14 protein-coding genes and 1 other RNA gene are annotated in these 13,356 nt (G+C 65.0%); 11 read left to right on the forward strand and 4 right to left on the reverse strand.

All coding sequences use genetic code 11. The features are described 5' to 3' along the window. Nucleotides 1–75: 75 nt before the first annotated feature. A complete protein-coding gene (nudC, locus tag XM53_RS14390; RefSeq protein WP_057794485.1) occupies nucleotides 76–1,032 on the reverse strand; it encodes an NAD(+) diphosphatase in 957 nt (318 codons plus the stop codon). Nucleotides 1,033–1,256: 224 nt separating this feature from the next. Here nudC and XM53_RS14395 point away from each other — a divergent pair, with 224 nt between their 5' ends. After that, complete coding sequence (locus XM53_RS14395) at nucleotides 1,257–3,245, forward strand: bifunctional 2',3'-cyclic-nucleotide 2'-phosphodiesterase/3'-nucleotidase (RefSeq protein ID WP_082631028.1); 1,989 nt, start codon at nucleotides 1,257–1,259, stop codon at nucleotides 3,243–3,245. A 10-nt stretch (nucleotides 3,246–3,255) separates the two neighbouring features. Then, nucleotides 3,256–3,352: signal recognition particle sRNA small type (gene ffs, locus XM53_RS22545), an RNA gene on the forward strand. A 185-nt stretch (nucleotides 3,353–3,537) separates the two neighbouring features. Here ffs and XM53_RS14400 read toward each other — a convergent pair. Next, nucleotides 3,538–4,020, reverse strand: a complete 483-nt coding sequence (locus XM53_RS14400) for a protein-tyrosine phosphatase family protein (RefSeq protein WP_057794487.1) — start codon at nucleotides 4,018–4,020, stop codon at nucleotides 3,538–3,540. 13 nt (nucleotides 4,021–4,033) lie between these two features. Further along, nucleotides 4,034–4,864: a KPN_02809 family neutral zinc metallopeptidase gene (ypfJ, locus tag XM53_RS14405; protein ID WP_057794576.1), complete on the reverse strand. Its 831-nt coding sequence runs from the start codon at nucleotides 4,862–4,864 to the stop codon at nucleotides 4,034–4,036. A gap of 98 nt (nucleotides 4,865–4,962) precedes the next feature. Between ypfJ and XM53_RS14410 the strand changes: the two genes are divergently transcribed. The 9 genes from XM53_RS14410 to XM53_RS22550 all read left to right on the forward strand — a co-directional run bounded on the left by XM53_RS14410 (nucleotide 4,963) and on the right by XM53_RS22550 (nucleotide 10,718). Then, nucleotides 4,963–5,355: a YidH family protein gene (locus XM53_RS14410; RefSeq protein ID WP_057794488.1), complete on the forward strand. Its 393-nt coding sequence runs from the start codon at nucleotides 4,963–4,965 to the stop codon at nucleotides 5,353–5,355. A gap of 76 nt (nucleotides 5,356–5,431) precedes the next feature. Next, nucleotides 5,432–7,210, forward strand: coding sequence for a DNA polymerase III subunit gamma/tau (locus tag XM53_RS14415; protein ID WP_057794489.1), 1,779 nt, complete (start codon nucleotides 5,432–5,434; stop codon nucleotides 7,208–7,210). Then, a complete protein-coding gene (locus XM53_RS14420; RefSeq protein ID WP_057794490.1) occupies nucleotides 7,186–7,596 on the forward strand; it encodes a hypothetical protein in 411 nt (136 codons plus the stop codon). The genes XM53_RS14415 and XM53_RS14420 overlap by 25 nt, the downstream gene beginning before the upstream one ends. An 81-nt stretch (nucleotides 7,597–7,677) precedes the next feature. Then, a complete protein-coding gene (locus XM53_RS14425; RefSeq protein ID WP_144435546.1) occupies nucleotides 7,678–7,902 on the forward strand; it encodes a hypothetical protein in 225 nt (74 codons plus the stop codon). A gap of 72 nt (nucleotides 7,903–7,974) precedes the next feature. After that, a complete protein-coding gene (locus XM53_RS23935; protein ID WP_408006072.1) occupies nucleotides 7,975–8,310 on the forward strand; it encodes a ScnB-like protein in 336 nt (111 codons plus the stop codon). Then, a complete protein-coding gene (locus tag XM53_RS23940; RefSeq protein WP_057794492.1) occupies nucleotides 8,307–8,579 on the forward strand; it encodes an SH3-like domain-containing protein in 273 nt (90 codons plus the stop codon). The genes XM53_RS23935 and XM53_RS23940 overlap by 4 nt, the downstream gene beginning before the upstream one ends. 1 nt (nucleotide 8,580) lies before the next feature. Next, nucleotides 8,581–9,225 (forward strand): nitrile hydratase subunit alpha, encoded by a 645-nt coding sequence (nthA, locus tag XM53_RS14440; RefSeq protein WP_057794493.1) that lies wholly within the window; start codon nucleotides 8,581–8,583, stop codon nucleotides 9,223–9,225. A gap of 31 nt (nucleotides 9,226–9,256) precedes the next feature. Continuing rightward, nucleotides 9,257–10,189 carry a lysophospholipid acyltransferase family protein gene (locus XM53_RS14445; protein ID WP_057794495.1) on the forward strand — a complete coding sequence of 311 codons (933 nt, stop codon included), beginning with the start codon at nucleotides 9,257–9,259 and terminating at the stop codon, nucleotides 10,187–10,189. A 346-nt stretch (nucleotides 10,190–10,535) separates the two neighbouring features. Next, on the forward strand, nucleotides 10,536–10,718 hold the full coding sequence (locus XM53_RS22550; protein ID WP_236544511.1) for a YegP family protein: 183 nt from the start codon (nucleotides 10,536–10,538) through the stop codon (nucleotides 10,716–10,718). Nucleotides 10,719–10,888: 170 nt separating this feature from the next. Here the strand turns inward: XM53_RS22550 and XM53_RS14450 are convergent, their stop codons facing one another. After that, entirely contained in the window at nucleotides 10,889–13,324 is a 2,436-nt protein-coding gene (locus tag XM53_RS14450; RefSeq protein WP_082631030.1) for a tetratricopeptide repeat protein, read from the reverse strand. Nucleotides 13,325–13,356 lie beyond the last annotated feature (32 nt).

A 13,356-nucleotide genomic window follows, 5' to 3' on the forward strand; every position in this document is an offset into this window, starting at 1 on the left:
CTGCGCCTCTTCTTGTCTTGTCCCGCCCGGTCTTTCGCGCCGGGCTGGGCTCTGGATAACTGTCGATTACCGGCGTTATAGCGTATCCGCCAGCCAGTTGCGCAGCAAAAATTGCGCAATCGCACCTTTTCGCGCCGGACTGAGGACAGGATGCGTTCCGGCAAAGGCCTGCATCATCTCTTCCCGGCTGACCCACATGGCCTGCTCGATCTCGACCGGGTCGATGGTGATCTCTCGGCTCAGCGCCACGCCGCGACAGCCGAACATCAATGATGCCGGAAAGGCCCAGGGCTGGCTTGCCAGGTACGCGACCGCGCCCACCTTAACGCCGGCTTCTTCCCAGACCTCCCGCCGCACCGCCGCCTCGATCGTCTCGCCCGGCTCCACGAACCCCGCCAGAAGCGAGAACATGCCCGTCGGCCAATGCGGCGAACGGCCCATCAGCACGCTGTTGCCATGGGTGATCAGCATGATCACCACCGGATCGGTGCGCGGGAAATGCTGGGCGCCACAGGACGCGCAGGCGCGTTGCCACCCGGCCTGGACCGCCTCGCTCTGCGCCCCGCAGCGCGCGCAGAAACGGTGGCTGACATGCCAGTGCAGCACCGCCTTGGCGGTGGCGGCCAGTTCGGCGTCGCGCGGGCTCAGCCGGGTCATCACGCGGCGCAGCTCGGCAAAGACCTGCGCGTCATCCATCAGCGGATGCCGCTGCTCGGACGTGTCGACAAAGCTGTTCATCTGCGCGGGGTCCACGTCCTCGGGCATCCAGCCCACCAGCTCGCGCGCCTCGATCAAGCGCCCATCCTCCTGCCGGCCCAGAAGCACGGCCTCGGGCGCGGTCTGCGCCAGCACCGGATGATCCACCGGCACCCGCACCAGCCGGTCCAGCCCCGGCGCCTCGACCAGCGGCTTGCCCTGCCACAGCAGCACAATGTCGCGCGGCGCCTGCGCAATTTCTTCCGGCCGCCGCCGCAGCTCGGCAGCACGGTCCAGCGTCGAGCCGCCAAATGTCACCGTCTCGGCATGGCGCATCTGCATCTCCTTTTGCCGCAGACCTGCCACAGCCCCCTGCCAACGGCAAGCGGCACCCGCCACAGCCGGCCCCGCGGCTCCCGCTCATCCTCAGGACGCCCAATCATCGCGCGATCCTAAATAAATGACATCAACCGAAAGGCGATTGCCGTGCCCCCGGGGTCTGTGTCACTCTGATAAAAGGCCGGAAGATCGCCCGGCTCGTTAACAGTTCTACGACGCACATGAGTTACGACGCGCCCGACCCTGCTTGGCCTTACGCGCCTGCTACTGAAAAACATCCCCTACCGGACCGGCACATCTGGCTGCGGGTGCTGGAAACCACGGATGTGCACGCCCATCTCGCACCATACGATTACCACCGCGATACCGAGGTGCCGCACTACGGACTTGCACGCACCGCCACGCTGATCGCCCAGGCCCGATCCGAGGCCGCCAACAGCCTGCTCTTCGACAACGGCGATTTCCTGCAGGGCTCCGCGCTCAGCGATATCGGCACCGGCCCCGACAGCGCCTGGTCCGGCCCCCACCCGGTCATCGCGGCGATGAACCGGCTGGGCTACGACGCCGCCGCCCTTGGCAATCACGAATTCAACTTCGGACTCGACTGGCTGGACCGCGCCTTGTCCCAGGCCACGTTCCCGGTGCTCTGCGCCAACGCGCTACGGGCCGGGACGGCCGCGACGCCGCTGCGTCCGCCCTCGATAATCCTGCCCACAGTGCTGCGCGACAGTCGTGGCGAACAGCATAAGCTGCACATCGGCGTGCTCGGCCTGCTGCCGCCGCAGATCACCACATGGGACCACCAGCACCTTGCGGGCCGCGTTACCACACGCGGCATCGTCGAGACGGCGATGACCGAAGTGCCCCGCCTGCGCGAGGCCGGCGCCGACATCGTGATCGTGCTGGCCCATACAGGCATCGGCCCCGCGACACCCGCACCCGCGAGCGCCGACCCTGCCGCGGAACACGCCGCCCTCGCACTGGCGAAGGTGCTGGGGATCGACGCGATTCTGACCGGGCACAGTCACCAGGTCTTCCCCGACCCGTGGGCAGCCGACCCGCCGATGCCTGACGTCGATCACGACAACGGGACCCTGGCCGGGGTTCCGACGGTCATGGCGGGCTTCCGCGGCTCGCATCTCGGCGTACTCGATCTTTGCCTGGTCCAGGAGGACGCGACGGCGGGCTGGTCCGTCCAGGCCTTTCACTGCCGCGCGCGCCCGGTCGCGCCGCCCGACGGCACCGCCCCGGCCGCCGCGGATCCGGATGTTTCGGCCATCCTGCGCCCGGCGCACCTGGCCACGCTCGATGTCACATCCCGACCCGTCAGTCATACCGCGCAACCGATCCACAGCTATTTCTCCCGCGTGCGACCCTGCAACGCGCTCCGCCCCGTGCTCGAGGCCAAGACCGCCGCGCTCTCCGCCGCGCTTGCGGGAACCCGGTACGCGCATCTGCCGGTGCTGGCCGCGACACCCTGCTTCAAATCCGGCGGCCATGGCGGGCCCACCGACTTCATCGACATACCCCCCGGCCCGCTGAACCAGGGCCACATGGCCGAGCTCTATCCGTTTCCCAACACGCTGGTCGGCCTGCTTCTGACCGGGGCCCAGGTGGCCGACTGGCTCGAACGCGCCGCCTCCTGCTTTTATCAGATCCTGCCTGGTCAGCGGGATACACCGCAACCGCTCTGGAACCCGGCCTTTGCCAGCCATGCGCTCGATACGATCTCGAACCTCGGCTATCGCATCGACCTGTCGCAGCCGCCACGCTACGACCCCCGCGGGAAGCTGGCGAACCCCGGCGCCCGGCGCATCCGCGACCTCGTGCATGACGGCGCACCGCTGTCACGGGATGCGCACTTTTGCGTGGCCACCAACAACTTCCGCGCCTTCGGTGGCGGCCCCTATCCCGCCGCCACGCCAGACATCATAGTGCATCAGGGGTCGCGGACCGTGCGCGATCACCTCACCGCGCACCTGCGGGAAAACGGCAGCCACAGCACCTTGCCCGACCCCGGAGGCTGGCATATCGACGACCCGCGGGATGCGACCCTTCTGCTGGAAACCGGCCCCGGCGTGCGCAATCACCCCGAGGATCTGGCGGCCCTTCGCGCGCGCGATCTGGGCGTGGACACCACAGGCTTTCTGCAGCTCGCGATTCCTCTTGCCGCATTGGCAGACCTTGCGAATCTCCGCCGGAAACCCTAGATACCCGGTCGAGAGGTTGGCGCGGGCAGGCGCCTCGCCAACCCGGTCAGGTCCGGAAGGAAGCAGCCGTAACGAGCCCCGCTTGGGTCGTTGTCCAGCCTCTCACCTACGTGAACCGGACACAGCGCGGTTTGCGAAGGCCGAAAGGGGATGCCTCGCATCCCCGTAAGGCCCACCCCAAACCAATCCCGCACGACCTCCGTTGACCGCAACAGAATTTTTCCAAAAATTCTGCGCCGGAAAACTCCAAATTTTCCGCCCCAAATTTTTTCACAAAAAAATTGCGCCCGCCTCAGCCGGCGCGCGCCCAGCGCAGCTGATCGTCGGTTTCGACCGCGCAAGGCCGCACCGCGCGCAGCCGCTCCAGGGCTGCATCCGCGTCCTCGCCGGCCTCGACCATCAGGCGCAGCGCGGCCATGCCCGACCGCCCGCAGCCGCCGAAACAATGGATCAGCACGCGCCCCCCGCCTTGCAGGGCGGCCAGCGCGGTCTTGCTGGCGACGTGCCAATCCTCGATCCGTTCCGGCCCGGGCACCCCCATATCCTCGACCGGCAGGTGGATCCACCGCGTACCCTTGTCCTGGATCTCGGCACCCATTTCCGTCAGGCCGTGACTGACCTGCTCCGACACCGTGGTCATCGACAGCACCAGCGCGGGCTTCCAGTCGGCCAGGTGTTGCAGGTCGTCGTCCCAATGCCCGCCCCGTCCCGGCATCGGGGCGATGCCAAGAATGCCCTCGGCCACCGGCAACGCGTATATGACGAATTGCGACATGCCCGCCCGGCCCTCAGAGACGATCCGCCGCGAACGTGTCGCAAGAGCGCAGGTCGCCGCTCTCGTAGCCGGTGGCAAACCAGCGCGCGCGCTGTTCGGACGTGCCATGGGTGAACGTATGCGGCTGCGGCACCCGCCCCGCGCGCTTCTGCAGATGATCGTCCCCGATCCGCCGCGCCGCGTTCAGCGCCTCCTCGATATCGCCCGGCTCCAGCAGCCCCTCGACCGACCGCGCCCAGACCCCCGACAGGCAATCGGCCTGCAATTCCAGCCGCACGGTCAGCTGGTTGGCCTCCACCTGGCTGGCCTGCTGCCGCGCGCGGCTGACCTGCGGCAGGATGCCCAGCTCGTTCTGCACATGGTGCGCCACTTCGTGGGCAATCACGTAAGCCGCCGCGAAATCCCCCTTCGCGCCCAGCTCCCGCGACAGCGTGCCGAAAAACTCGGTGTCCAGGTACGCCTTGCGATCCGCCGGACAGTAAAACGGCCCCGTTGCCCCCGACGCCCCGCCACAAGGGCTTTGCGTCACGCCCGAATAAATCACCAGCACCGGCGGCACGTAGGTCTCGCCAAGCTGCGCCTCGAACACACCTGTCCACACTTCCTCGGTGGTCGCCAGCACGCGCGAGGTGAATTCGGCCGCCGCCTCGTCCTCGGCGCTTATCTCACGCGGGGCGGTCTGCTGTCCGCCCGCGCCTTCCAGAAGCGGCGTGATGTCGATCCCGGTGAAATACCCGATCGCCAGCACGATCAGCAGGCCGACACCGCCAAGGCGCAGCCCGCCGCCGCCCATGCCCCGCCGATCCTCCACATTCCGGCTGCGCCGAAAGCCCTTCAACCGCATGATGTCCCCCCAAGGACGATGTTCCGCAACCAACATAGCCCGGTTTTCGTTCCTTCGGATATACTGAATATGAACGAAAATTCCGCAAGGAGCCGGGGATGCCACAGGACGACGCCGACCACGGCGAACAGGACAAGAAAACCAGGTGGGCCGAGAACCGCACCGACTGGGCCTCCGACCGCACGATCCTGGCCAACGAGCGCACCTTCAACAGCTGGATGGGCACGGGCCTCGGTGCCGTGGGCGTCGCCATCGGTTTGAAAGCCGTCTTCGGCGATTTCGAGCCCACCTGGGCCGCCAAGGCCGTCGCATCGGTCTTTCTCGGCATCGCCATCGTGGTCTTCTGGGCCGCCCGCAACCAGGCCCGGAAGACCATCCGCAGCATGGAAAATTACGACGCGGCCCCCATGCCGACGAAAAATTTCACCCTTCTGGCCAGCCTGATGACACTCGCCACCCTGGCCGTCGGCGCAATCCTCTGGCACCTCTGACACTAACACCCCGTCTGGACCCCGGCGCGCCACGCCTCTACTCTGCCCGGAAACCCCGAATCCCATAAGGCGTGGCATGAGCGAGACCCAAGACAAAGGCTATCAGGTTCTGGCCCGGAAATACCGCCCCGAGACCTTTGCCGATCTCGTGGGCCAGGACGCCATGGTGCGCACGCTCAAGAACGCGTTCGAGGCCGACCGCATCGCGCAGGCCTTCATCATGACCGGCATCCGCGGCACCGGGAAAACCACCACCGCCCGGATCATCGCCAAGGGCATGAACTGCATCGGCCCCGACGGCAATGGCGGTCCCACCACCGATCCCTGCGGCCAGTGCGAGCATTGCAAGGCCATCATGGAAGGCCGGCACGTGGACGTGCTAGAAATGGACGCGGCCTCGAATACCGGCGTCGGCAACATCCGCGAAATCATCGAAAGCGTGCACTACCGCGCCGCCTCGGCCCGCTACAAGGTCTACATCATCGACGAGGTTCACATGCTGTCCACGGGCGCGTTCAACGCGCTTCTGAAGACGCTCGAGGAACCCCCCGCGCATGTGAAGTTCATCTTCGCCACCACCGAGATCCGCAAGGTGCCGGTGACGGTCCTCTCGCGCTGCCAGCGTTTCGACCTGCGCCGGATCGAACCCGAGGTGATGCTGGACCTCCTGCGCCGCATCGCCACCGCCGAAAACGCCCAGATCGCCGAGGATGCGCTCGCCCTCATCACCCGCGCCGCCGAAGGCTCCGCACGCGATGCCACCTCGCTGCTGGACCAGGCCATTTCCCACGGCGCCGGAGAGACCACCGCCGAACAGGTCCGCGCCATGCTGGGCCTCGCCGACCGGGGCCGCGTCATGGATCTCTTCGACCTCGTGATGAAGGGCGACGCCGCGGGCGCCCTGACTGAGCTCTCCTCGCAATACGCCGAAGGCGCCGACCCGATGGCGGTCCTGCGCGATCTGGCCGAGGTCACCCACTGGGTCAGCGTGGTCAAGATTACGCCGGAGGCCGCCGAGGACCCCACCATCGGCCCCGACGAGCGCACCCGCGGCGGCCAGATGGCCGAGGCGCTGCCGATGCGCGTGCTGACCCGCATGTGGCAGATGCTGCTGAAGGCGCTGGAAGAGGTCGCGGCGGCCCCCAATTCCATGATGGCGGCCGAGATGGCGATCATCCGCCTCACCCACGTGGCCGACCTGCCCACCCCCGAGGATCTCGTGCGCCGCCTGCGCGACAATCCTCCATCCGGGCCTCCCTCCGGCCCCGCGCCCACGCCGCCCTCCGGCGGCAACGGCGCATCCCTCGGCGCGCCCGCGCCCCAGCCCGGCCAGTCCGGCGGATATGCCCCGACGCAAACGTCCGGCGGCGGCCATGGCAGCGGCGTCACCGCGCTCGCCACCCAGGCCGAGGCCGCCCTGGCGCATTACCCCACCTTCGACCACGTGGTCGAACTCATCCGCGCCCACCGCGACGTGAAACTGCTGGTCGAGGTCGAAACCTGCGTGCGCCTCGCCGCCTACCAGCCGGGCCGCATCGAATTCGTCCCGACCGACAACGCACCCACCGACCTCGCCCAACGCCTCGGCACGCGACTGCAAACCTGGACCGGTAACCGCTGGGCCGTTTCGGTGGTCAACGACGGCGGGGCCGAAACTATCGCCGAAATCCGCGACGCCGCCCGCAACGCACTGGAACAGCAGGCTCGCGAACACCCGCTGGTCATGGCCGTTTTCGCCGCCTTCCCCGAGGCGCGCATCGACGACATCCGCACGCCCGAGGATATCGCCGCCGAGGCCCAGGCCGACGCGCTGCCCGAAGTGGACGAAGAATGGGACCCCTTCGAAGAGGACTGATCCTGTCCGCGCTCCTGGTCCTGCCCGCCTCCGCCCGCGCACAGGACGTTTGCGCCAAGGTCCGCCCCGATTGGGACGGCGCGCCCGTCCCGGCGTGGGAAGAGGCGATCCTGCTCTTCGGCTCGCCCGCCGCGCTGGTCCTGCTCTTCGCCTCCGCCCTCGTCCTGCGCTTCCGCAGCGCATGGGGCGCACTGGCAGTCTTTGTCGGCTGGAGCCTCCTCGTCTCGGCCTTCACGATCTACGACCCCACCGGCGGTCAGCGCATCGCCGCGGCCGCCGAAGGCTGCATCGGCTCGCCCGCGCTCTTTGTCGCCATCGTCATGGTCATCGGCGTGGGTCTCTTGCTCTACACCGGCAGGCCGAAGGACGACACGCCTCGCGCCTGACCCCGCGCGCCTCCCGCGCACTGCCTAAAAATCGCCCAAAACGCATGATACGCACCTGCGCCGGGGGCGAAAGGCGATACGATGTCAGTCGGATTCAACAGACCGTCCCACGCGCACGCGCAGATGCGCCGCTGTCACCGTTGCACCGGCTCGGGCCAGGCCCCCTGCCAGGTCTGCTTCGGCCAAGGCACCACCCACCGGCGACTGGACCGCTTCGGCAAACCCGTCCACGACCGCTGCGACGGCTGCTTCGGACGCAAGACCACCCGCTGCGGGCTCTGCAACGGCGAAGGCTTCATCGCGTAGGGTGGGTGAAAACCCACGCTCCGCCACCGACCCCCATGGACACACCCCGTCGGGCTGTCCTACGCTCCCCCCATGACCGACACACCCGAACACCGCTGGCACGACATGGGCGGCCAATCCGCCGGACCCATCCCGATGGAAGGTCACGATTTCGCCCTGTGGGAAAAACGCGTCGACGCCTTGATGGTGCTCTGCGGCGCCAAGGGCCTCTTCACCGTCGACGGGCTCAGGCGCGCGCTTGAGGACATGGGCGAAGACGCGTTCGAGAAATATTCCTATTACGACCGCTGGATCGCCGCCACCAACCAGAACCTCATCGAGGCGGGCGTCTACAGCCTCGAGGAACTAGGCCAGCGCATGGAAGACATCGCCAAGCGCGGCGCCACCTATGGCGAGGCGCAGGCATGACACCCTCGGGCACGAAGGTCCGCGTCAAGGCGATGACCCCCCCGGGCCATATCCGCGCGCCCTTCTACCTGCGCGGCAAAACGGGCGAGATCGAACGCGTCCTGGGGCCTTTCAGAAACCCCGAGCAACTGGCCTATGGCCTGCCCGCGTCCCAGAAAATCCTCTACCGCGTCCGTTTCACCATGGCCGAACTCTGGGGCGACGCGGCGGAAAACCCCGCCGACACGCTGGACGCCGAGATCTACGACCACTGGCTGGAAGAGGCCTGACATGCCCCACGACCACCACGATCACCTCTCGCCCTCGGGCCACCCTTACCGGCAGGACAACGATGCGCCTCTCACCTATTTCCAACGCATGGAAATCGCCGTGCGCGAACTCCTGATCGAAAAGGGCCACCTCACCCAGGCCGAGATCGCCACCCAGATCGACAGGATGGATGCCCGATCCCCTGCCAACGGCGCCGCTGTGGTGGCGCGCGCCTGGACCGACCCGGACTTCAAGGCGCGGCTGATGGAAAACGCCGGCGACGCCACCCGCGACATGGGTTTCGACATCGGGCCGCTGCACCTGGTGGCGGTCGAGAACACCGCCGACACCCACAACATGATCGTCTGCACGCTCTGCTCGTGCTATCCACGCAACCTCTTGGGCCTGCCGCCCGACTGGTACAAGACCCGCGCCTACCGCTCGCGCGCGGTCCGAGAACCCCGCGCCGTGCTGCGAGAATTCGGCCTGGACCTGCCCGAAACCACGCGCATCCGCGTCCACGACAGCACCGCCGACATGCGCTACATCGTCCTGCCCGCTCGGCCCGTCGACACCGACGGCATGGACGAGGCCGCGCTGGCCAAGCTGGTCACCCGCGACTCCATGATCGGCACCGGCCTGCCCCTCGCGCCTGAAAACACTTGAGGCAGCTCCGCCCCCGGCGTATCCCCTGCCCATGAGCCCCGAGCCCGAAACGATCCCCCTTGGCGAACGCCTGACCGGCGCGGTCCTCGTCGCCCCCATCCGCATGGCCCGCCTGCTGCCCTACCGCTGGCGCATCCCCGTCGCGGCCTGGCTGACCACCCGCGTGCTGGCGCCCCTCGCGGGCTACCGCAAACGCGTCCGTGAAAACCTCGCCCTCGTCCGCCCCGACCTGTCGCAAGCGGAAGTCGAGGCACTGGCCCGCCGCGTGCCCGACAATGCCGGGCGCAACATGATGGAACTCTACTCACCAGAGTTTCCCGACCATGCCCGCAAGTCGCCAGTGGTGGGCCCCGGCCTGCCGGACGTGCGCGCCGCCCGCGACGCCGGCCGCCCGGTCATCTTCGTGACCGGGCATTTCGGCAGCTTCAACGCCGCCCGCATGGCGATGATGGAACAGGGCTTCAACATGGGCGTCTTCTATCGCCCCATGGCCAACCGCCCGTTCAACTCGCATTACGTGCAGGCCATGGCCGCCCTGTCAGAGCCGATGTTCGAACAAGGCCGCAAAGGCATGATGCAGATGGTCAAGCACCTGCGCTCCGGCGGCGTGCTGGCGATCCTCAACGACCTCAACGCCCATGACGGCGTGCCGCTCGACTTCTTCGGCAAACCTGCGCTCACGTCGCTCGCCACCGCCGAGATGGCGCTGAAATTCGACGCGCTGTTGGTCCCGGTCTGGGGCCTGCGCGACCCCGACGGTCTCAACTTCACCATCCACACCGAGACGCCCATCGCCCATTCCGACCCGGTCACCATGACCCGCGAATTCAATGCCCGGCTGGAAGCCGCCGTGCGCGACAACATGGAACAATGGTTCTGGATCCATCGCCGCTGGAAAGACGGCACCGGCCCGCTGGCCGATCGCGGCGCCGAATACCTGCGCGAACTGGAAGAAAAAGCCTGATCCAAAGGTGCGGCTGCGCCGCGCTCTATTTTTCGTCGAGGGGCCAGCCCCTCGAGCACCCCGGAGTGTTGTCCTAACAGTGAAGCCGAAAACGGTTTCACGGTTCCCGAAATACTCCCGCCGGAGGGGTGTCCTCGCTTTGTCATACGTTTGAACTGCGTATCACCGGAATAAATCTTCCTTTAGTCGGAAAACCTAAGATCTCAGTACGTCCCGGAATGACCCGTGAAGTGCGAAGCCAGAACGTATATAAAACGGAGGATATTATCATGGCAAAATCTAATGCATTCACAGTCGCAAAACTCAAATCTCTCCCTACAGGCAAGCATAGCGATGGCCTGGGCCCGTGGACGAGCGCTACGAATGTAAAATCATTTCTGCCGGAAAGCCGATGTTCAATCTCAAGGCCGGCAGCGGCCAGGTCATTGGAACCAGCCAATCCTATACCAGCGCTTCGGCAAGCGAAAATATAGACGCGTCTGTGGAATCCAATGCGCCCAGTGCGCGGGTCGACGACCAGACAACCTGATGTAAGGGAATTCTGCTTGTTTCCCCGCGCCGCAAAGCATCGTCCCGATGTAACGCAGGCCGACGATGCAATTGATCCAACCTGTAGCACGCATTGGGGTAAGGTCAGTGGGCAAAAAGCGCGAAATTTGTCTTATGTTGCGTTGTCCGCTTGCACGCTAAGCAGTGTCGTCAGTTGAGTTCCATTTTCAGCCGTTCAAGCTGTGCTTCGAGGTTTTCTGTGAAAGGTCGGCTGCGTTGTTCATCCCGCAAAAGCTCGGATGCTATCCCGTACTGGTGAAGAGCCTTTTTCATTTGCCCAAGGGACAAGTAGACCTCGGCCAAATGGTACTGCACCTCCGGATCTGAAACCAAAGTTCCGGCTGCGTCTTCAAGATACTCAAGTGCCTCAGCGTCGTTGCCAAGCTGATGGGAGATCCATCCATACGTATCCTGAAACTGAGGTACCTCCGTGCCGCGCAATCGGCGCGCGATAGCAAAGGCACGTTCCAGACTCACCCTGTCGCTGTGGTAGTTGGCCAAGAGGCTTGCAAGGTTGTTGGCGATCACTACGGACGTGCTGTCGGCTGAATAAAGATCTTTGTAGATAGCGATCGCCCGGTCGACATCGCCTTGCTCCTCGGCTTCTCCAGCGGCGGCCCAGTTGAGCTTGGTGCTTGCAGGAAGCGCCTCTAGCGACCGGGCCAGCACAGATGACGCAGCATCGGTGTCACCGTGTCGGCGGTGAAGCTTGTACAGCGTAAGCCAGACCGCCTCGGCCTCGGGAATGTCCGCAAGGATCCCTTCGAGTGCGGTGATCGCTTCATCCAATTGCCCGCTTTCGATCAGACTGGCAGCACGCAGATATTTCAGGGTCGGGTTGTCAGGATCCTTTGCTAGAAGGTCATTTGCGTATCGCACCGCGCCAGCAGCGTCGCCTTCGGTCAGTCGCAGACGTATGATCGCGGGCGCTGTCCTGAGCGTCGCGCCGTCTTCCGCAAGCCCCAGCAGAAAATCTTCGAGTTCTTGGGCCCGGTTGCGCGCGGCGAGGTTTCTTACAGTCAGCTCGTGGGCAAAGTTCTGTGCTGTATCGCCTTCTTGTTTTTCAAGTGTCGAGATGACATGCGCGCTTCGAGCCCAATCCTCCTTGCGCACGTAAAGGTCCCCCAGTGAGGCGAGAAGGTACAGATGTCCCGGCCGCATACGAAGGGCAGACAACAACACCTCCTCGGCGGCCAAAAGTTTGTCGCTGCCCAAAAGATACCGCGCATAGCGCAAGCTCTCTTCGGGGGAGAACAGCGACGCTTCGGCGGCGAGAGATAGCATGTTACCCATGAGGTCCGCATCGCCGGCGCGTTCATATGCGGCGGCCATGAGAGACATGGTGTCAGCGTCGCGCGGTGCGAAATCCAGGGCCGTGCGGAGCTGAATGATCGCCTCGGCGGGACGGTCTTCCTCAATCAGCCACTCGGCCTTGATTTTGAGTGCATCGATTTGACCCGGATCATCAGCCAGCACCTCCTCCACAAGCGTTTTAGCGCTATCGATGGCACCTGTTACAAAGTGCATTTCCGCCAGCGTGACCTTGATGCTGCTGGTCCTGTCAGATGGATCGGCACTTTGTAGGATTTTCTGCATTCCGGTTATGGCTGCCGAATGCTTGCCGGTTTCAAAAGCCAGTTCCGCTCGCGCAGCCTGCAGCATCCGCGGCTCCAGTGGCGGATCCTGAAGAAGCCTGTCGATTTCTTCGATCGCTGCTGACGGACCGACATATGTCCTCAGGAAGGCGATAAGATCGGTCGTCGTGTCGTGCACGTCCGCCGTCCCCGCTTTCTCGAGGCGATACCGAAGATAAGCTTCGGCGGCGTTAATCCGGCCCTGAGAGATGTGGCGAGCGATGAGAACCCTATGCAGGCCTTGGTCGGGATACCGCGCGACCATGTCCTCCAGTTGGGCGATTACGTCGCTCTCGCGCCCAAGCTCTTCAAGCACGCCCAGGCGTTGCCGGAAAAGCTCGAAGTTGTCTACCTGCTCCAGGCCATTGTCGATTGCAGTCAGGGCCGCATTCCAGTCTCGATTTCGGATCAGGTCGTCGATCAGGACCTGGCGCGCAATTGTCAGTGTTGGATCACTGGCCAGCAAAGCACCCGCGCGATCGACCGAAGCAGCGGTCTCTGTGCGGTTTTCTGCGAGCAGAGCACTACGGTAATCGAGACCTACGCGCAGCGAGAGAAGCAGCGGATCGGACGGAGCAAGCCTTTCGGCAATCGCGAGATGACGCGCCGCTTCATCCCAATCGCGAAGCTCTGTTGCCAAGCGGGCCAGCGCACGACGACTGGCAAGATGCTCGGGGTCCTGTTCGATCAGACGGAGGTACTGTGCATAGGCTTCTTCGAAATGGCCTCGACGCTCCTGCGCTTCGGCATAGGCAAGCTGCGCGCCAGTATGCGTCTCGTTGAGTTTGAAGACGTTTCGGAACTCGACAAGCGCTCGGTCGATATCCCCTTCTTCCAGAAGGGCCAGCCCTTTCTCAAAATGCTTTTCAGCCCGCTTTTCGGCCGAGTCGCAAGCTGCGAGATAAAGGGACAATGCCACCACCGCCCCGAGGGACATCATGCGCTTGAGCATATAAGGTTTCCCGTCTCTTCTTTTGTGTCTGG

Source organism: Roseovarius atlanticus, from assembly GCF_001441615.1.
Taxonomy (GTDB): domain Bacteria; phylum Pseudomonadota; class Alphaproteobacteria; order Rhodobacterales; family Rhodobacteraceae; genus Roseovarius; species Roseovarius atlanticus.

Excerpts from the sequence above, each read along its gene's own strand:
- XM53_RS14395 (WP_082631028.1), top strand. The coding sequence starts at position 1,257 with ATGAGTTACGACGCGCCCGACCCTGCTTGGCCTTACGCGCCTGCTACT.
- XM53_RS14410 (WP_057794488.1), top strand. The coding sequence starts at position 4,963 with ATGCCACAGGACGACGCCGACCACGGCGAACAGGACAAGAAAACCAGG.
- XM53_RS14450 (WP_082631030.1), bottom strand. The coding sequence starts at position 13,324 with ATGCTCAAGCGCATGATGTCCCTCGGGGCGGTGGTGGCATTGTCCCTT.
- XM53_RS14400 (WP_057794487.1), bottom strand. The coding sequence starts at position 4,020 with ATGTCGCAATTCGTCATATACGCGTTGCCGGTGGCCGAGGGCATTCTT.
- XM53_RS23940 (WP_057794492.1), top strand. The coding sequence starts at position 8,307 with ATGACACCCTCGGGCACGAAGGTCCGCGTCAAGGCGATGACCCCCCCG.
- XM53_RS14415 (WP_057794489.1), top strand. The coding sequence starts at position 5,432 with ATGAGCGAGACCCAAGACAAAGGCTATCAGGTTCTGGCCCGGAAATAC.
- XM53_RS14425 (WP_144435546.1), top strand. The coding sequence starts at position 7,678 with ATGTCAGTCGGATTCAACAGACCGTCCCACGCGCACGCGCAGATGCGC.
- nthA (WP_057794493.1), top strand. The coding sequence starts at position 8,581 with ATGCCCCACGACCACCACGATCACCTCTCGCCCTCGGGCCACCCTTAC.
- XM53_RS14420 (WP_057794490.1), top strand. The coding sequence starts at position 7,186 with ATGGGACCCCTTCGAAGAGGACTGATCCTGTCCGCGCTCCTGGTCCTG.
- nudC (WP_057794485.1), bottom strand. The coding sequence starts at position 1,032 with ATGCGCCATGCCGAGACGGTGACATTTGGCGGCTCGACGCTGGACCGT.
- XM53_RS14445 (WP_057794495.1), top strand. The coding sequence starts at position 9,257 with ATGAGCCCCGAGCCCGAAACGATCCCCCTTGGCGAACGCCTGACCGGC.
- XM53_RS23935 (WP_408006072.1), top strand. The coding sequence starts at position 7,975 with ATGACCGACACACCCGAACACCGCTGGCACGACATGGGCGGCCAATCC.
- ypfJ (WP_057794576.1), bottom strand. The coding sequence starts at position 4,864 with ATGCGGTTGAAGGGCTTTCGGCGCAGCCGGAATGTGGAGGATCGGCGG.